The organism is Treponema primitia ZAS-2 (assembly GCF_000214375.1).
GTDB lineage: Bacteria > Spirochaetota > Spirochaetia > Treponematales > Breznakiellaceae > Termitinema > Termitinema primitia.
Genome location: NC_015578.1, coordinates 1536308 through 1555476, shown reverse-complemented (window position 1 = coordinate 1555476; position 19169 = coordinate 1536308). Strand labels below are relative to the sequence as shown.

The following is a 19169-nucleotide window of genomic DNA, read 5'->3' as shown; positions in this document are numbered from 1 at the left end:
TTTTGCTTTAGCAACTGGTTAAAAAATATATAACACAGAGAAGAGGGAAGATTCACTCATCAAACAATGAAGGCGCTGAATTGTCCCTGGCTGCCTTACTGTGCCGGGAGGTATCCTTTCCATCAAAGAGGGCCTTCCATGTGTGAATACGGTTCAGGGCTTCCAAGGGAGTCATGCGGTTCAGATCAATGGCGGCGATGTCCTCTGCAATACGGCGTATCAGAGTGGAAGGCTTAGGCGCCTCCGGAGTAAGGGCGGCATCCCGGGCCGGCTCTTCAGGCGCGACTTGCAACGAAGTTCCCCGCGCAGGCTGTCCTGTGGAACCCGGCTGCACCACTGACAGAGCCTCCGGCTGTCTAGCCGACTGTATCGCTGCCTGGGGCAATGCGCTGTGCAGAACCCGTTCCCCTTCTTTAAGCCGGTCCATGATCTCAGCGGCCCGGCGCAGAACCTCTTCGCTTAAACCCGCAAGCCGGGCCACATGGAGGCCGTAAGATTCTGCCGCAGGGCCTTCCTTAAGTTTCCGCAGAAAAACTATTTCCCCACCCTGGTTGAGGACTTCCATGGAACGGTTGGCAAGATGGGGATGGGATAACAGGGCAAGCTCATGGTAGTGGGTGGCAAAAAGGGTGCGGCATTTGATCCGGTCCAGGAGTTCCTCGCATACCGCCCAGGCGATGGAGAGGCCATCGTAGGTGCCCGTGCCCCGGCCCACCTCATCCATGATGACCATGCTCCGTTCAGTAGCGGTGTTAAGTATATGGGCGGTCTCGTTCATCTCCACCAGGAAGGTGGACTCTCCCCGGGCAAGGTTGTCCGAGGCGCCCACCCGGCAGTAGATACGGTCTGTGACCCCGATCTTCGCTTCCCGAGCGGGAACAAAACTGCCCGACTGGGCCATGATAGCGATCAGCGCGGCCTGGCGGAGGTAAGTGGACTTGCCCGCCATATTCGGGCCCGTGATAAGGGCGAAGACCACCCCGCCCTCTTCCAGGATCACGTCGTTGGGGATGAATTCCCCCCCGGGCAGGTGGGCCTCCACCACCGGGTGGCGACCTTCCCGAATTTCCAGGCGGTTTTCGGCATCCACCAGAGGCCGTACCCAGCCCCGGACCGTAGCGGCCCGGGCCAGGGACTGGGCGGCATCCAGTTCGGCGATCTGGGCGGCGGCGGCGGCGAGCTCCGCAATAAGGGCCTTAGCCTGGTCCCGGATTTCCAGGAAAAGCTTTTTTTCCAGCTCAACAACCCGGTCGGAAGCGCCGTTGATATCCGATTCCAGGCCGGCCAGGCGGTCAGTACTAAAGCGCTCGCCCTGGACTATACCCTGGCGGCGTATAAAATAAGGGGGAACCTTGGAAAGATGCGCCTTGGTAACCTCAAAGAAATAACCGATGAGCCGATTGTACCGTATCTTGAGGCTGCTTATACCCGTGGCAAGCCGTTCCTCTTCCAGATATTTTTCCAGAAGAAAGCGGCCATTGTCCCGGAGTTTGTGGAGTTCATCCAGTTCCGTATTATAGCCATCCCGGATAAGCTTGCCCTCGGTGAGCAGAATAGAGGGATCATCCAGAATACCCTTTTCCAGAAGGTCCCGGAGCCCCATGAGACGGGCCAGATCATTGGCGGCAAGGGTAGAGGCGGACTCAAAGGAAACAAAGGTGCCCCCACAGTTCAGGGCGCGGCCCAGTTCGTTGATGGCTTTATATGCGGTGAGGGCGTTCCTGATGGAAAGCAAATCCTTGGCATGGGCTTTTTCCATGGCAAGCCGGGAGCAGAGCCGCTCCAGATCCGGAGTTTTCCCCAGGAGTTCCCGTAATTCTGTGAGCCGCCCCTGATCGCGGTAGAGGGCCTCCACCATATCAAGCCGCGCTTTGATCCGGCCCAAATCCCGCAGGGGGTGGAGTATGCGCCGCTTCAGGAGCCGGCGGCCCATGGCGGTCTTGGTCTCGTCCATTACCTCCAGCAGGGAAAAGCGCAGGTCCCCATCCCGGAGGTTTCTGACTAATTCTAAGTTCCGTTGGGTGGATTCGTCTATACCTAAGTATTCGCTGTCCCCGTAAACGGTTACGGAACGGACATGGGGAATGAGGCTCTTGGCAGTGTCATCCAGATAATCCAGCACGGCGCCGGCAGAAAGTATTTCCGGGGAATTATCCTCTAAGCCGAAGCCTTTCAGGCTTGCGGTACCAAACTGCCGTTCCAGCCGCTCACGGCCACGGCCCAGGTCGAAGAGCCAGTCCGCCCAGCGGTTTACCACCAGGCCAGGCCGGTCCATCACGGCGGCGGCAATGGACGGGGATTCCTCCAACAAGGATTCCTGGGCTACCAGTTCCCGAAGCTGAAGTCGTTCCAAATCCTGGCGCAGCCGTTCCGCCCCTTCCTCGTAAGGAAAAGATGTGGCGTGGAATTCTCCGGTGGAAAGGTCGATATAGGCAAAGGAAAGCAGCTTCCCGGTTCCCGCAAGGGCGCCCAGGTAGTTGGAGTTCCCCTTTTCAAGGAAGTCCTCGTCCACCGTGGTCCCCGGGGTGATCACCTCTACCACCTTCCGTTCGATAATGCCCCGGCCCTTGCCGGCTTCTGTAAGCTGTTCGCAGATGGCGATTTTTTTCCCGAATTTCAACAGCCGGGCAATGTAGGAACGGGCCGCATGGTAGGGAATCCCGCACATGGGAACCCCGTTGCGGTTAGTAAGGGTGAGGTTAAGCAAAGCGGAAACTTCCAGGGCATCATCTGAAAACATCTCATAAAAATCGCCTAGGCGGAAAAAAAGCACATCCCCCTGGTGGTCCCGTTTAATTCTTTTGTATTGATCTTGTATAGGGCTTGAATCGGCAGACTTAATAAAACCTCCTTTCCCCCTCAGCGTCCGGCTTTGTTCCTTAGATTAGTAATGAGCTTATCCGTTATATCCACCGACGGGCTGAACCAGAGTATGCCCGTATTCTCCTTCTGGTTGAGTACCATGCTGTACCCCTCGCTTTCTGCGATAAAACGGATCTCATCGCTGATCTGCTCCATAAAACTGTTTGACTGGGCCAGCTTTCTTTTCTGATCTTCCAGTTCCGCAGTCTTAACCTGGTGGTACTCCCGGAGGAAATCCTGTTTCCGGTAAATCTCGCTCTGGAGCCGCAGGGACCGCTCCTCATCCCCCCGGGTCTGGGCATCAACCATGGAATTGTACAGATTCTGAATTTCCGCAGTCATCCGGTCGATTTCGTTCTGGACCCGGGCGCTGCGCTCCTCCAGTTCCCGGGCCGCCCGGGATTCCCGGAAAAAAGCCGTATAAACCCTGAGAAGATCCACCACCGCAAAACGGGTGAGCTGCTGAGCATGCAAGGAACCCGCCAAACCTATTATAAACAGTAATACTATTACTCCGCGTTTTCTCATCTTCCCTACCTTGAATTAGTAACTTGACAACGCAAAGGATATCACAAAATCAAGCCCCGAATCCCCCATATTACCCTTTTGCCATACAACTTGACCATCTTCAACCACGAAGCGTTTGGCAAGGATGAACCGGAAGGGGAACTGAGGAATTGCAAAACGGAGCCCCCCGCCCAGACTGAACCGCATATCTATCATGTGAAAATCATTGAAGAAAGCTTCCGGGGTCGCCTTAACCGCCGCAGCGTCAAAAAATCCGTCCAGGGCAAGTATCCCAGGCACAATGGGGAAACGGATTTCCGCCGTGTTTTCCCAGAGAGCCGTCCCCCGGTTTGACCGTTCACCTGTCCAGCCCCGGCCTATAAACATCCCGTCCACTACCAGCTTATTTGCCTCCTCAATAACCGGAGGATTGTAGCTTGGCTGGGGCAGAATAAAGGACACCCCGGTATGAAGCATGAAGACCCCCTTAAAGCTGTAGGTATCCGTTATGGGCAGATTAAAGAGGGTAAGAAAATACTCCGCCTTGGTGTCGGATTTTACGTAGTGCTCCCGCTCAAAGTCAAAGAGCCCGTAATACCCCATACGCTCAAAAAGGTAGTAGCCCTTGGAAGGGTCGTAGTAGATATCCCGCTGATCCAGGGAAACACTGGTCCAAAGGGAATTTGTCCAGCTCCATTGGTTATTCTTGTCCCGCAGGGTAGGATCAAAGGGCCGGTAAAAATCGGCGTCATAGGTATTCATGGTCATACCGGTACGTACACCCCCACCTACCCCCAGGTTTCCCAGGGCGGTAAGCCAGCGGTAACCTGTGGAGAACCCGACGGAAATGCCCCACTGTTCATAGTCCATAAGATAGGCGTTGGAGGGGTATTTGCTGTTATCTACATACTCCTCATAGGAATGAAACCCCGCAGGATAGGCCTCATCCTCATCGCCGTTGAAATAGGGAGCCGGGCCGCTCATGGCAGCTTGGCGATCCTGGTGACGCAGGGTAAAGTCAAAGCCCCCGGACAGGGGCAGCCCAAAGAGCCAGCGCTGGGTATATTCCAGGGACAAACTCTGGGTATCAGGAGATGCGTTTACCCCGGCCCCTACAATATTACCGTAGCCCAGGAAGTTTCTATCGTTCCACTTGATAAGTCCGGAAATGGGAAAGGCATCGGGATCCGCGGAACCTGAAAAGGTCAGCCCGAACTGTATATCCGTTGTCGGCGCCTCTTCCACAGTAAATACCAGATCCATCAGGCTTTCGCTGCTTCCGGGGGTCATGTCGGGGATGACGCTGGAAAAGTACTGGAGGTTCATAAGGTTACGCTGGGCATCCATCAGTTTTGTTCTTGAAAACACGTCCCCCGCTTCCAGGGGTACTTCCCGGAGTATTACCGGTTCCTTGGTTTTTTCATTTCCCCGGACAATAATATGTTCAATATGGGCGCGTCCCCGTTCAACAATGGAAATCCGGAAACGCAGTACCCCATCAAGGGCATCCCGGGTTTCATTGGGGACTATGGAATTGAAAATATACCCATTTTCAGCATAAAGCCCTATTACCCTTTGGATATCCGCTTCTACCCGCCGGGCATTGACTGTATCCCCGGTTTTTGAGTATATCACGGCGGCTAATTGTTCATCCGTAAAGATTTCATTCCCCTCAAAGGTAACCCCTCCGAAGGTGTAGATTCTCCCCTCATAAATTCTGAAGGTAATACTCAGGATATTATTACCCTTCGCGTCCCGCTTGGGTGTCCGTACCACATCGCTTACCTCGGCATCAATATAGCCCCGGTCGCGGTAATACTGGGTAATCGCCGCTATATCCGCAGTCAGCTTTGTCTCCTGAAAGGCCCCATCATTGAAAAGGGTGATGAGCCCCTTGGGTTTCAAGCTGACCTGCCCCCGGAGGGTCCGGGTGGAAAAGATATTGTTCCCCTCGAAGAGTATTTCGTCAATGGTAAGCTTATCCCCTTCGGTGATAAAAAAGCTTACCTGGACCGTTCCGTCTTTACCCGGGGTAGTTTGTGATCCGACCTTTATATCCGGGTACCCCTTTTCCAGGTATTTAGTAAGCACCGCAGTCTCATCCATACGGAGTTTTGCCTGGTTTACCACATCGTTTACCTTGAGGGAAATCACATTCATGAGCTCACCCCGGCTTGCATGGCTGTTTCCGGTAAAGGTAATACGGGACACCGTGGGACGCTCGGTTACCCGGAAACGGATAATAACCTCGCTTCCGGTACTGTCCGCAGGTATGGCGCTGGGGGTAATGGTCTCAAAATACTCCAGTGCATAGACCCGCCCGTGGATTTCCCAGAACACCTCATCATTAAAGGTCTGGCCGATAAAGGGAGCCATTACTCCCTCAAGCTCCGAGGCTTTGATATGATGTAAACCTTCAAAAACAATGTTCTTAATAGGTTTTCCCTGGTACCATTGGGCGCCGCCCTCCAGATTTCCCGGGACTTCCTGCGCAAAAACGCTACACACAACAAGCAGAATCAACAATAATGCAAAACCTTTGCGCATCAAGGCTCCTTCTTCCATAAATCTCTCAAATTTTTATACGACCGTTTCCATAAAATGGTAAATGATACATCGTCGATAAACATATTTTCAAGGTGCCGGGGGGCAAAATTAAACTGGATGGAAAACAGGGGATTGCGCATTTCAAACCCCAGATCCGCCTCCAATGACACCCCGGCCCCAAGAGTTAAACCTCCCTGGGACAAATCGCCAAATGTTGTCCGGTTTTCATCGTACCGTAATGATACCATAGTCTGACCAAAAATGTCAGGGCCAAAGTACTTACCTAAGAAAACAGTTGTATTATCAAAATAGTTACCGACACCGCTATTCCTGTCAACCGGGTCCTGAAGCCCTGTAACCCGAAAAACAGCATTTTGCAGTAATTGGGTCCTAACCGAGAACATATCCAGGTGCAGCAGATCCCGGGCCCGGCGTTCAATAAGACGGACCAGGAAAAACTGGGTCAGAAAATCCGATGTGGCGGAACCGATGCTCCGGTATACGTCATTGGGGTCCTCAGAGGGGGCACCGGTCAAATTCTGCCCCAGCATGGATAAAATTTCGGTCTGAGAAAGCGCCGGGTTTGATTCAAAACGAGGAGAGAAGGATTGCAGGGGCGAATTGTCCACAATCATGGAAATGGTTACCGGCCCCTCTTCATTCCGGTCTCGGGCCTCCGCCCGGGCTGTTATACGGGGTTCAACATGGAGCTCGCTTTCCTTAAAATTCAGGACTCCCTCCCGTATATAAAAATTCCGCTGGAAATAGTAGAGCTCCCCGCTCCGCAGATTTACATCCCCATCCACAGTAAAACGCCCCGAAAGGGTATCGCTGGTGATCTGTATTGCTGACCCTGCGGCGGCATTGGCCCGTATCCAGGGCAGATCCCTGGTGGGATACACAAATTCAACCTTAGACCCGGTGCTTATCCGGAGATTTGTGAGGGTTGAAATTTTTCCAGTGGAATGGCCCAGGAAGGGCTGGCCGATAGCCGCCTGATCCCGGGTATCCAGGCTAATTTCCGCGTTATTGCCAACCAAATCTCCGGTAACGGAAAGCACCATATCCGCCATGGAAAGAACCAGGTGGCCCGAAGCGTCTCCTTCGGCCATAATCCCCGAAATATCCACCTTGAAGGGTATGCCGGTCTCTTCGGGCACCCGGATATCCAGGGTTAAGATATTCGGTACCCAGCGATCAAAGCGAAACCAGCCGGTGACCATGCCGGCCCCGGCCCCGACCCGGGCGGGGATGGGGCCAAAATTCATCTCATTTCCCTCCAGGGTTACGGTCATGGGCACCGGCTCTATATCGGCGCCTAAAAACTGGGGCACCTGGAGCCGCACACTATGCCCCCGGGCGGTTCCAAAAAATTCCGGATCACCCAAGCTGCCGCGGATCTGCACCGAAAGATCCACAACGCCCCCGGGAACATTAACGATCTCTTTCCCGGGGATGAAACGCCAGAGAGAGCCCAGGTCCACGTAGAGGTTCGTTGTCCGGGCGTCGATGGTATTTGGACCGATGACCCCGGCTATGGAACCCCGTATAGGGGCGGGGTTAGAAAAGGCAACGTAGAATTCCCCCTTATCCGAGACCTGGAGCCGCAGCATTTCCCCGGGGCCGCCGGAAAGGGAAAGCCTGGCAAAATCACGGGAAAATACAAAGATAAAGGGCTGCCGCGACCGGGTATTGTCAATGCGAAAATTTTCCACATTGAGGATTCCCTCAAAGGAATTGATCGCCTTCCCTATACTAAACCAGGAACTTATGGGGACAAAGACTATATCCATATTAAAGGAAGTCTCCAGGATCCGGGCCATTACATTTCCCTGGACCCGGGCGGCAACTGAAATAAGGGAATTCTGCCTATCCATATGGAAAAGGTCCAGTTCTCCCCGGAGGCCGCCGTAACTCACATTTAATTTATTGAAGGTGATATCATCCTGGTTCAAATCCACTTCGCCTGAAACAATAATATCGTTGTCCCCTTTTCTTATGGAAAGTTCCTCCAGGATAATGCTGGCGGAATAGGAATCCAGGGAACGCCAGTTGATCTGCCCGTTCCCGGTAAGCACCGCGTTATTAGTGTTCCCCAGGATACGGCCTAGTTGAAGGCCGGTTCCGGAAAAGTTGAGCCCCAGTTCCCCTTCGATGTAGCTGCCGTCAATACGGGCTAGTTCCGCACCCCCCTGGTTTCCTATAACCAGACTTCCCGCAGGGTTGGTAAATTCGGAACCCCAGGTGGCCATGGCGCTGCCCGCAAGGAGCCCCCGGCTGTCGTCAAAGAGGATCCGGGGGAACCGGAGTCCATCCTGATCTATCCCGCCGGAAATACTTACCACGCTTTGAGCCGAACCGGGTGTAACCAAATCCTGCACATCAAAGCGTTCCACATCCACGGACCAGGAATCCGCATTGTCATACCGGAATGAGATGAGCATACTCAAGCGGGAAAATTGTTTCCCAAAGGGAATGGGTATGGACGCAGCTTCCGCATACCCGGAGTAACCTCCTAAACCGGTAGACCCGATAAATACCTGAAATCCATAGGACCCCCGCACACTCAGGGAGTGCCGGTCCAGGAATTCCCCATCCAGGTAGTAGAATATATCCTCATAGGCGGTTTGGAAAGAAAAGGTAATATCATTGGGATTGGAAAAATCCGTGAAACCCGAAGCTTCTACAGAACCGTCGGCCCAGACCAACTGCCCCTGGTTCATCTCAAAACGCCGGTCCGTTCCGGAAAGGGAAAGCAGGGCATAGACCGGCCGTTTACCCGAATAAGCCGCCACCAGCCGGGGGGTATTGTAAAGGATATGTTTAAAATCAGTGGTAACAAATACCTCGGCAGTGATGGACAGATCATCCGTAAGATCCTGTACGGCCAGAGGAATCGGTGCAAGCGTGGTAAGGGGACGGAGCAGATTAAGTATATCCGAGAGAGAGAAGGATTCCAGGGCAAGGCTGCCCTGAAGATGGCTGGGGTCCTGATCAAAGGAGCCCTCAAATGAAAAAGAACCGAGCTGCACATCCTCATAGGACTCGATATTCCGGAACCGCAGGGCTGAAAGGGCAAAGGTAAATCCCTGTTCTTCCATGACCAGATCCCCGTCCAGGGCGGCAAAAACCACCTGCCCCAGGGATACCTCTTCCCCAAAGAGATTTATGGTCCGCCCGGAGCTGCTCAAGACAAAATCCCCGTTGATTACCCCGTCCCCGGTAAGGCTGAAATCCGACACATGGATCGTCCCGCTAGGCGCCACGTGCAATGAAGTTTCTCGCGCCAAGGAACCTATTCCCAAGCCCCCGGTGAAACTCAAATCCCCCAGGGGAAGGTGGAATTCACAGCGCTCAAATCCAAAATAACGATCATCCCCCTTGCCAGCCAGGGCATAAGAAACAGGTTTCCCAGCCAGGGCGGCCTGCATTGAACCGGAGAGATCCACTTCGTAGGAAATTTCCCCCCCGGGGCTATGGCTTATGGAGGCGGAACCGGTACTCCGTATGCCCAGGTAGCTATTGTATTTACGCCAGGGGCCGGTAAAGCTCAGCAGATCCCGGGCCGAAAAATTTTCAGCCCGGAAGGAGGCACTTATACGGCGGGTATCAAAGCCGTAGCTTACCCAGAAATCCACGGGCAGACGATCATTGATCTTCCGTATTTCAATGTCCTTTTCCGTTAGGGTGAGATTTACCGTGAGAGTCCGCATATTGAAGTAGTCTCCCGAAAGGGCCGGAAGCCCGATGGTAAGGCTGCCATTATTCAGATCCCGGGACAGTTCCCCATTCATGCGGCCGGACATGGAGGCCCCCAGGGATTGCCCCAAAAAAGCGGCCAGTTCGGCCCGGGCGGTCCAATGTCCATCGAAGAGGAACCTGCCTGTTTCGGCCTGGGCATCAAAATTAAGTCCCTCCACATGAAAGACAGTCCCCCCAAAGCTGGCGGGCAGGATGCGGAATTCACCGCCCCGGAGGCGGACCCGCAGGTTCTCCGGAATCATGGCGGAAATCCTCCGCATGGTATCATTCCGGGGATCTCTGAGATCCCAGGGATCTCTGAGATCCCAGGGATCTCTGAGATCCCCGGAATCCCTAAGCTCCGGTTCATTACCGGCAAAAATAGTCCCCAAGTCAGCGTCCCGGTTTAGATCCAGGGTTATCACCGGGCGGTCAATACGGACAGAGCGGATTGATTCGGGGAATTTCCCTTGCAGCAGTTCCCAGAAGGAATAGGAAAGACGGAACCGGTCAATGGTTATCACCGCTTCGGAATCTGCGGACTCAGTAGGTCCGGCGGACTCAGTAGGTCCCGCGGACACAGTAGGTCCGGCGCCATAGACACGGATGTTTCGTATATCCAAGGAGCCGAATATGGAGGGCCCCATGGAGCTGTATTCAATGCGGCGATCCAGGAACAGTTCCGCCTGGGACAGGAGACTGTTCCGGAGTTCGGTCATGCGGAACTGCATACCCCGTTGCAGGGGCCTGAGCAAAAGAGTACTCAACACCACCAGGGCGAGAAATACGAGTAATTCTATAGCAAAGCGAAATAAGCGGTAAACAGGATCCTTCCTGAATTTACCAGCCCCTTCTTTCACGGGTTTATTCACCCATAGTCCCTGGACGGGAAATTTTGTTGCACATTGCAGCGCATTTTCGATAGTACCTCATTATCAATATCGGCTGAATTGCCATATAAGCGTCTGCCGAATTGTCATGTAATCGTCTATGGTATACCATATCTCACTATGATCATTATTTCAAATTTTGTGGTACTTGAGGGGGGTGATGGGAGCGGAACTACCACCCAAATGGGACAAATCCGCCGCCGTTTCGCAGCCGATCCAAATTTGCCGGTCTTTCATGGCGACTTTGAACCCACTGCCGGCCCCATAGGGGTCCTCATACGGGAAGCCCTGGGGGGAAAGCTGCCCTTGCAGCCTGAAACCCTGGCGGCGCTTTTCTCCGCCGACCGCCGGGAACACCTCTACGGAAGCGGGGGGGTGGTGGAACGCTGCGGGCAGGGAGAATTGGTGGTTTCCGACCGCTATACCCCCTCCTCTCTGGTTTACCAGGGGATCACCTGCGGAGAGGAACCCCCTGAGCTCCTGAACCGGGATTTTCCCGGGCCGGAACTCCTTTTTTTCCTGGATATTGATCCGGATATAGCGGTAAAACGGATGGAAAACCGCCCGAGCAGGGAGATCTTCGAGTACCGGGATTTCCAGGTTCAGGTTCGCCGCCGTTACCGGGAGATACTCCCCCGCTTTGCCGATGGGGGTGTCAGGGTTGTGACCATAAATGCCTCACAAAGCCCGGAAAAGGTGGGCGAAGAAATCTGGACCGCCATGGAAAAAATGCCGATATTTAAAGGAGCGGGAGACAGGGTTGCGGGTAAAGACGGGGCTTCATAGAAAAATTTCCTTACTTCTCATCATCGGGCTGCTCCTTCCCCTACCTCTCCACTCCTACACTGTTCAGTATAAAGAGCAGTACTGGAGGCTTTTCCACATTCACTATGTGCAGTACCCCGACGACACCATGGAAAATATCTACTGGCTTGAACAGGCCCTGAAGGCGGATTTTGCCAACCCCCTCTACGCCCTGGCCCTGATAGAAAACGAAGCCCAGTGGGAAAAGTACCGTTACCTTTTCAATATGCACCTGAATATCAAACTGATCGAACAGTACCTCCTCCTGGGGGAAAAGTGGAATAAACGGAACGCCTATTTCTACAACGCCCCCTGGAAGGAACAGAACCTCGAAAGTTTGGAAACTGCAGAAACCTGTTTCCGTACTGCCCTCTCCTACTGGCAAGCTGCACTGGACTGGGCGGAAAAGGCAGGGGAACGCCGCTTCCGGTTCCTGAATCTGACCAGGGTTCAGTTCTGGGAAGACGAAGCCTTCCGTATTGAGGAAAAAACCCTGGACTACGAAAAAACCATTACTCGGGAACTACAGATGCTGCAACGGGTCCGGGAGCGGTTCCAGGGTATGGACGAGAATACCTACTAAGCGGTGGCTGGCGCCTTTTGCGGGGGCTGCGACCTTACCCTATCTTGCCAGCTCTTCCAGGGGAAGCCCCAAGGCTGAGGCAATTTGTTCCTCCGAAAGCCCCAGGGCTTTAAAATTTCGTACCGATTCCCGAACACGCTTTTCCGTTTCCTGGTTCCGCTTTTCCAATTCCTCGGCATGAATTCTCAGTTCCTCAAGATACTTATGCTCCCTGAGCATTTCGTCAAAATCTATCACGTGTTTTACCTCCGCATATTCTTCGTAACCCTTTTGTACAACTCGGTAAACAAGCGGTCCATAAGCCTTCCGGCCTCGGCCGCATCTCCCGGCATAATATCCCCCGCTTGTTGCGCCCAGTCTATGGCATCCCCTATCTCGGCGTGTAGCGCGGGCAATTTCCGAAACAGTTCCCGCCGTCGCTCCGGCGTCCGGGCCGAAGCTATCTGTTTCCGCAGTTTCAGGGCGTGCAGGGGCAGCAGGATGACCATGTGCAGCTCTTCCAACTCCACTATACTATGATCCGGAAACTTGAATACCGGGACCTCAAAATCATAATACGCATCCTTTGTAAATTTCAAGCGAATTTTTATCAGGTCCGGGGTACGGCGGCTGGTCTCCCAGTAGATTACCCGGACTTGGGGAAAGGTCAGGGTGAGCAAGGCCTCCTTGCCGGTATATTCAGCCCCTTCTTGGGCGTACCGGGCTGTCCAGGGGGTGGTTGGTCCCGAAAAGGCCGTTGATTACATTGATAACCGCCCTGTTTGAAAGATGCATGAGAAACTTGAACGAACGGTCAAAGATGTCGTGGGTGGCTCTATCCATTTATAGCCTCCTAATACAGGGGTTAGGGGTAAATGCCGGGGATTTGCTTTAATGGGAGGGGTAAAACAGTGTAAAAAAGTGGCGCCCGTCACCGTTTTTGGGAATTCTTAATAAAATATCATACATTTTTCTTGACAAGACCTGCTTGTACAGCATCGGCCAGGAGGGTAATGGCGATATTTATATCGGTCTTTTTTTCTTCATGGGTTCTATAAACCTTGCCACTACATTAGCGCCCCCGGCTCGGGCCAGTTGTGTTTGGGATAGCGGCCCCGCATTTCCTTGCGGACATCTGCGTAGGAGCCCTGCCAGAAACCCGGCAAATCCCGGGTGGTCTGTATGGGCCGACCGGCAGGAGAGAGCAGGCAAAAAACTACCGGAAGGCCCAGTATTTGTGGTGCGCCCCTTATGCCGAAGGCGTCCTGGAGACGGAGGGACAGCATCGGTTCACCGGAACTATAGTCAATGGGCCGTTTCCTGCCCTTAGGCAGCGCAAACAAATCGGGAACTTCCGCGTCCAGACGCCGCTTTAATTCCCAGCCGAGCCGGGTTTCCAGGGCCCGGACAAGGCCGCCGCCGTCTATGATAGCCCCCTTCCCGCTTTCCCGGCCTTCCCAAATAAAGGGCCCCAGCCATTCACCGGCCTCCTGAATCAGGGCTTCGTCATCCCATACTGTCTTTTTAATGGAATAAGCATTCTCATTTTTCGCAGTATTACCATTCACTATATTATTAGCAATAGTATCTACAGCATTATTATTGAATTTAGTATTAATGCGTTTCATAAAAAACCGTATCCGTTCCAGAAGCCGCCGGCCTTCCCCCTGGCCCTCATCCCAGGGGAGCAAGCTCATACCCTGTTTTTCCAACAGGCCGGGAAGGTCCCCTATGACGGCCTCACGGCTGCTTGGCCGCTGTTCCCGGGAAAGGATGATCCGTCCTGCCATACGTTGGATCACCGACCGGGGAACCAAACCGTTCCACTGGATGGTCTCCTCAAGTTCGATACGGTTTTTCAGAACCCTAAGGGCGGTTTCCGCCGAAACAGGCGCCGCAAGCCTGATGTAGCCGGTCCGTTCTCCGGGATCAACCTCAGGGGCAACAAGCCATTCCTGGTTGGCCCACGCGCCGGCCGCAGCATCCTGAACCAGGGCCTCCCTCCCGGAAACAAAGCGGAATTTTCTCGTCTCCTGCCTGAGGGCAAGCCGGTCCGGAAAAGCGGCGGCTAAAAGTTCGCCGCAGTCCGCCTCATCCTCCATGCTCCAGGAAAAGGGGAGACCGCCCATGCCAAGGCGGTTCAGGAGGTCCCGGGCGGATTCGGCGACCTGACGGGCCCAGGGTGAATTACGATTGGTACGAAGGGCCTTCAGGCGGCCGGCAAATTCGGCATCACCAAAACTGTCCGGGGGCGGCCGTTCGGAAAGTATTGCTGCGGCAGCGCATCCCAGGGCGGGTTTCCCCGCATCCCTGCCGGCAATGCAGAGCATACCCAGCCGGGGTTCCAAGCCCAGTTTTGCCATTTCCCCGCCCCGCCCGGTAACCTTTAACGCCTGATCCGCCGCTCCCAGGTCCTGCAGTAATACTAACGCTTGATCCCAAGCAGGGGCTGGAGGCGGATCCGGCCAGGGCAATTCCTCAGGCCGGCTTACCCCCCAAAGAAGGCATTCCAGAACCAGGCCGGAAAGATCGATGCGCAGAATTTCCGGGACCGTCTCTTCGGGACGCCAGGTATTTTCCGCCCACAGGCGAATACAGCGGCCCGGCATGAGACGCCCCGCCCTACCCGCCCGCTGATCTGCGGATTGCCGGCTCACAGGTTCCAAAACAAGCCGATTCATACCTGTGGGCAGATGAAAGCGGCCTATACGGGCATACCCAGCATCCACCACCAGGGTAACCCCCGGCACGGTAAGGCCGGTTTCGGCAACATTGGTGGACAGGATGATCCGCCGCTTATCCCCGCTTTTTACCGGCCCCAGAACCTGACGCTGCCGGTCCAGGGGCAGTCCCCCATGAAGGCTTAATATGTCAAAGTTCCGGTCAAGTCCCGCAGCAGACAGGGCCGCCGCAGCATCCCCTATTTCCCGCTTACCCGGCAGGAAAGCCAGAATGGCACCGGGGACAGTATTTGTGCTATCGCTTTTAGCATCATTTATATTAACATTATTCGTGTTATCTATTTTAATAGTTTTTATGTTATCTATACTAGCATTATTTGTGTTTTTCATACTAACAGTTTTTGTATTTACTACAGAAATCGTCTCTGCAGTAAGTACATCCCGGATACAGGCAGCGGTTTCCGCACCCAGAGACGCCCTTTCAGGTATGGGCCGGTATTCCAGGGTCACCGGAAAGACCCGGCCGGGACAGTCTATCACCGGAACTTTCCCACCCACCTCAAACCGGCCGATAAAACCGGCTATTTTTTCTGCGTCCATGGTGGCGGACATGATAAGAATCCGTACCGGGGAACCCAAGCGCCTGAGGTCCAGAAGCAGGGCAAGCGCAAGGTCCGTGTGAACAGAACGCTCGTGGAACTCGTCAAAGATGACCGTGGAAACCCCCGTGAGGTCCGGGTCGTTCTGGAGACGCCTGACCAGGAGCCCTTCGGTGAGTACCTCCACCCTGGTTTGCCCGGAAACTTTCCTCCTGAGCCGCACGGAATAGCCGATATGTTCACCCGGTTCCTCCCCCAGGATATCCGCCATCCGGGAGGCAATGCTTAAGGCAGCGGCCCGCCGGGGTTCCAGCATGAGTATACGCGCAGCTTTACTGCTCCCCAGGCTATCCATCAGGGCAAGTGGTACCAGGGTAGATTTGCCGCTTCCGGGGTCCGAGCGTACTATTGCTATGCCCCTTTCATTCAAGGAATCACAGATTGTCCCAAGGTGGGGAACCAGGGGAAGCTTCGTTTCGGCAAGCTTGGCCAGAAGATCCTGTGCAGGAAGCTGCTTACCCGGGGACACCTTTTCTGAAAGCAGTTTCCCCGGGCTTTCTTTCAAAAAAGTTCCCCCTGTAGTGCGCCTACGCCGCCTGCCGGGCTGTAGGCCTTCACCTTCGCCGGGTCAGCCAGTATGGCTAAAAAGCCTTCCTCGTCAATGATGGGGATACCCAGGCTGCGGGCTTTGGCATTTTTGGCGGAACCTGAGCCGGGATCATTGGTCACCAGGAAGGAAAGGTCTTTTACCACCGATGATTTGGAGGAGCCTCCCAGGGTTTTGACCTTTTCCTCAGCCTGGTTCCGTTTCATGGAACTGAGCTCCCCGGTAAAACAGAAGGAGCAACCCTGCAAAGGCTGATCTTCTGCCCTGGGTGGCGCAGCAATACTGATGACCCCATTGGCAAGTATCCTATCCATTTCTTCCCCGGTATCCGCAAGACCCTCAACAATGGTGCGGGCAGTGATTTCTCCCAGACCATAAACTTCGGCCAGTTTTTCTACCGAAGCTGAACGTATTTTTTCCAGGGTGTCAAACCCTGCGGCGGTAACTTTCTCCATGATGGTCTCCCCCACCCCGTCAAAGTCAAACCCTGCAATAAAGGCAGCCAGGGACAAGTCCCGCTTGGTCCTGATATGGCGGACCACCTTGGCAGCAGACTGTTCACCCATGCGTTCCAATTCAGAAAGTTCCGCCGTTTCCAGAGTATAGAGTTCCGAAATTTGGCGGACCCGTTCCGTTTCAAAGAGCTGGTAAATCAACTTTTCCCCCAACTCACGGATATCCAAAACCGAAACCCACTTTTCAAGCCGGTGAAGGAGCCGCTTGGGGCACCCAAGGTTGGGACAGTAAAGCCGGGTACCGATATCCACCAGTTCTGTGCCGCAGGTTTCACACTCAACAGGAAAGCTGATATCCGTTTCTTCAACAGCATCATTGCCCGCAGGCAAGGCCGGGGCAAGCCCTTCAATCTTGGGGATGATCTCCCCCCGCTTTACCACCCGCACCGGAGAACCAATCTTCAGCCCCATACCCCGGATCATGTCGGGGTTGTTGAGGTTGGCCCGCTGGACCGTGGTCCCCGCAAGCCGCACCGGGTCTACAATGCCGATGGGGGTATAGGTGGCGCCGGATTTGCTCCAAACCACTTCCCGCAGTACACTTACCGCCACCTCCAGATCAAACTTGAAGGCAATCTGCATTTCCGGCCTGGCGCGCCGGAGATCGGTCATGTCCGTGCGGGGGTCCTTTATCACCAGCCCGTCGATGTCCACAGAAAGGCCCTTCCGTTCCTCGGCTATTTTTTCCCGGTAAACTATCACATCCTCTGCAGTGGCAAATTCCCGGGTTTCGGTTACCGAAAAGCCCCGGTCCTTAAGCCAGGCTATTTTGGAAAGTTCATCGGTAAAATAACTGTCATCATCCTTTGCGGCGGCGTCATAGGCAATGAGGGAAAGGTCCTCGCAGCCCACACCATCCTTGCGGCGCATGAGCCCGTTGGCGGCATTCCGGCAGTTGGCCTTGTCGGCGTACTTTTCCCGCCAGACCTGGTGGGTCATCACCACCTCTCCCCTGATGCCGCCTGAAAAGGGGATATCCAGTTCCGCCGCAACCCCGGACATACGCCGGGCGTTCCGGGTAATTTCGTCCCCAATCACCCCGTCACCCCGGGTAATTGCCCGCAGGAGTTTTCCTTTTTCATACTGAAGTTCAAGGCTTGCCCCATCCAGTTTATACTGCACCACAAAGGAAGGGGGAGCCATTTTTTCAGCCCAGGCCCGGAATTCAAGGGGGTTTGCAGCCTTCTCCTGGCTGCCCATGGGAATCAGATGCCGGGCTTTGGGGAACCCGTCAATATTGTCTTCTCCAACCCGCAGTAAAACTGCGCTATCCGGTTTCAGGCCTTTTAATTCGTCCCAAAGGGCATCAAATTCGGCGTCTGATATCTCAGCTTCCCCATTGTAGTAGGAATCCTGATACCCTTTAATCAATCTTTCCAGAGCAGCGGCCCTGTCATCTTTTCTTGTCATTCCCCCTTCCTCACTCCTCATTCCCCCTTTTCTTTCAGAAAGAACAATTCCCGCACCTCATGGTGCTTATCCAGACCCTTGCGTTCAAATTTAGTCTGAGGGCGCCAGGCTTGAGGGGGTGCAAAACCGTCATAGGGGTTCCGTAAGCCAGGAGTACCGGAAAGTTCCGCCAGGGCCCATTCGCCGTATTCGGCCCAGTCGGTTACCATGTATACATAGCCGCCGGGGAGCAGTTTTTCTACCAAGGTTTCTGTAAAGGGCCGGGTGATAAGGCGCCGTTTGTGGTGCCGTTTTTTGGGCCAGGGATCGGGAAAGAAAATGTGAAAGGCCGCAAGGGAAGAGGGGGGTATCATTTTACCAAGCACCTCCACTGCGTCGTATTCAATGATACGGATATTAGTGAGCCCCCTCTTTTCTATTTCCCAGAGAAGCCTGCCTATACCGGGCTTGTGGACTTCCACCCCCAGGTAGTTTTTATCAGGGTTTTCCTCTGCGATCTCTGCGGTGGCTATGCCCATACCAAAACCAATTTCCAAAGTTACCGGATTATGGGATCCAAAAACAGAGTTGAAGTCCAGTAACCCTTCGGCAAAGGGAACGGAAAAATCCGGCCCCAGGGTTTCGTAGGAACGCCGCTGGGCAACACTCATCCGCCCTGCGCGGATCACATAGCTTTTAATACCGTATGACATACTAGTTTATGGACACCACATTGGTAAGGGCGGAAGTAAAAAACTCGCTTTCCTCATCCCAAAGGGCAATTACCCGGGTTTCCTTGGGCAATTCCAGGGACGACAGGAGCCCCTCAAGAGCTTCAACCGTGAGTGTCCTCAGCACGGCTCCCTCGGCATCGTAACAGATAAAATAATGTACCGGATACTCCGACTCTATCCGGTACCGGCCGTCTCTGACATACAGAAACGGAAAAGGATGAGGAGCCTCCGCAGGGGCGTCAAAAGTAAAGAGCCGTTCGGTCTGCTCACCCCCTTTATCCACCAGAACCGCCCGGAACTGTCCCCGGGGCAGGGCCTCGTTATCGAGCATGGCGATATTGCGACTCCCTACCCAGGTCTGGCCTTCACTTTCATAGCTAACCCAGTCATCGGAACTGAGGCGCCAGCAGAGCCCTTCCCGGTCGTGGTAGAGGTAGAGATCCACCAGGTCCTCCACCCCGTCATCATCCTCGGGGATAACAAAAAAGGAAAACCGCTCTTCCGGCCCCCGCTCACCCTGGAAATAGACCAGAGAGAGGGTACCAAAAGCTATTTTAGGCTCTGCCCGGGAACAGGACAGCGCGGGAAGGAGGATCAGAAAAATTGCCAAAAAAAGCAGGGGGCTTTTTTTCAGGGCCGGAAAAATTAATGGACGCTGCACAGTACTATCCTTAACTATACTATAACCCCGACGGGAGTGGAAAAACAAGCTCATATATGGAATCTTGACG

The 19169-nt window shown here is 54.1% G+C and carries 13 protein-coding genes; 2 read left to right on the top strand and 11 right to left on the bottom strand.

Annotation, left to right across the window (positions count from 1 at the left end):
- Window positions 1-52: 52 nt before the first annotated feature.
- The 4 genes from mutS to TREPR_RS06945 are packed head-to-tail and all read right to left on the bottom strand — an operon-like array spanning window position 53 to window position 10529.
- Window positions 53-2818, bottom strand: coding sequence for a DNA mismatch repair protein MutS (mutS, locus tag TREPR_RS06960; RefSeq protein ID WP_081468644.1), 2766 nt, complete (start codon window positions 2816-2818; stop codon window positions 53-55).
- Window positions 2819-2859: 41 nt separating this feature from the next.
- Entirely contained in the window at window positions 2860-3390 is a 531-nt protein-coding gene (locus TREPR_RS06955) for an OmpH/Skp family outer membrane protein (RefSeq protein WP_015707592.1), read from the bottom strand.
- 15 nt (window positions 3391-3405) lie between these two features.
- Window positions 3406-5916, bottom strand: coding sequence for an outer membrane protein assembly factor BamA (gene bamA / locus TREPR_RS06950; protein ID WP_015707591.1), 2511 nt, complete (start codon window positions 5914-5916; stop codon window positions 3406-3408).
- Window positions 5916-10529, bottom strand: coding sequence for a translocation/assembly module TamB domain-containing protein (locus tag TREPR_RS06945; protein WP_148257251.1), 4614 nt, complete (start codon window positions 10527-10529; stop codon window positions 5916-5918). The genes bamA and TREPR_RS06945 overlap by 1 nt, the downstream gene beginning before the upstream one ends.
- A 138-nt stretch (window positions 10530-10667) precedes the next feature.
- Between TREPR_RS06945 and tmk the strand changes: the two genes are divergently transcribed.
- Together tmk and TREPR_RS06935 are read left to right on the top strand one after the other, a co-directional pair.
- Complete coding sequence (gene tmk / locus TREPR_RS06940) at window positions 10668-11333, top strand: dTMP kinase (RefSeq protein WP_015707589.1); 666 nt, start codon at window positions 10668-10670, stop codon at window positions 11331-11333.
- Window positions 11308-11934, top strand: coding sequence for a hypothetical protein (locus tag TREPR_RS06935; RefSeq protein WP_015707588.1), 627 nt, complete (start codon window positions 11308-11310; stop codon window positions 11932-11934). Before tmk ends, TREPR_RS06935 begins: the two co-directional genes overlap by 26 nt.
- Window positions 11935-11973: 39 nt before the next feature.
- Here the strand turns inward: TREPR_RS06935 and TREPR_RS06930 are convergent, their stop codons facing one another.
- From TREPR_RS06930 to TREPR_RS06905, 7 genes are all read right to left on the bottom strand, one after another.
- Complete coding sequence (locus TREPR_RS06930; protein WP_015707587.1) at window positions 11974-12171, bottom strand: hypothetical protein; 198 nt, start codon at window positions 12169-12171, stop codon at window positions 11974-11976.
- Window positions 12172-12176: 5 nt separating this feature from the next.
- Complete coding sequence (locus TREPR_RS06925; RefSeq protein WP_041611061.1) at window positions 12177-12593, bottom strand: hypothetical protein; 417 nt, start codon at window positions 12591-12593, stop codon at window positions 12177-12179.
- Between the two features lie 19 nt (window positions 12594-12612).
- Complete coding sequence (locus tag TREPR_RS18585) at window positions 12613-12756, bottom strand: hypothetical protein (RefSeq protein WP_015707586.1); 144 nt, start codon at window positions 12754-12756, stop codon at window positions 12613-12615.
- A 224-nt stretch (window positions 12757-12980) separates the two neighbouring features.
- Window positions 12981-15758, bottom strand: coding sequence for an ATP-dependent RNA helicase (locus tag TREPR_RS06920; RefSeq protein WP_015707585.1), 2778 nt, complete (start codon window positions 15756-15758; stop codon window positions 12981-12983).
- Window positions 15755-17725 (bottom strand): NAD-dependent DNA ligase LigA, encoded by a 1971-nt coding sequence (gene ligA / locus TREPR_RS06915; RefSeq protein WP_015707584.1) that lies wholly within the window; start codon window positions 17723-17725, stop codon window positions 15755-15757. The genes TREPR_RS06920 and ligA overlap by 4 nt, the downstream gene beginning before the upstream one ends.
- Window positions 17726-17742: 17 nt before the next feature.
- A complete protein-coding gene (gene trmB, locus TREPR_RS06910) occupies window positions 17743-18417 on the bottom strand; it encodes a tRNA (guanosine(46)-N7)-methyltransferase TrmB (protein WP_015707583.1) in 675 nt (224 codons plus the stop codon).
- A 1-nt stretch (window position 18418) separates the two neighbouring features.
- Window positions 18419-19099, bottom strand: a complete 681-nt coding sequence (locus tag TREPR_RS06905) for a hypothetical protein (RefSeq protein ID WP_015707582.1) — start codon at window positions 19097-19099, stop codon at window positions 18419-18421.
- Window positions 19100-19169: the final 70 nt, after the last annotated feature.

Excerpts from the sequence above, each read along its gene's own strand:
- bamA (WP_015707591.1), bottom strand. The coding sequence starts at position 5,916 with ATGCGCAAAGGTTTTGCATTATTGTTGATTCTGCTTGTTGTGTGTAGC.
- trmB (WP_015707583.1), bottom strand. The coding sequence starts at position 18,417 with ATGTCATACGGTATTAAAAGCTATGTGATCCGCGCAGGGCGGATGAGT.
- TREPR_RS06955 (WP_015707592.1), bottom strand. The coding sequence starts at position 3,390 with ATGAGAAAACGCGGAGTAATAGTATTACTGTTTATAATAGGTTTGGCG.
- TREPR_RS18585 (WP_015707586.1), bottom strand. The coding sequence starts at position 12,756 with ATGGATAGAGCCACCCACGACATCTTTGACCGTTCGTTCAAGTTTCTC.
- tmk (WP_015707589.1), top strand. The coding sequence starts at position 10,668 with ATGATCATTATTTCAAATTTTGTGGTACTTGAGGGGGGTGATGGGAGC.
- ligA (WP_015707584.1), bottom strand. The coding sequence starts at position 17,725 with ATGACAAGAAAAGATGACAGGGCCGCTGCTCTGGAAAGATTGATTAAA.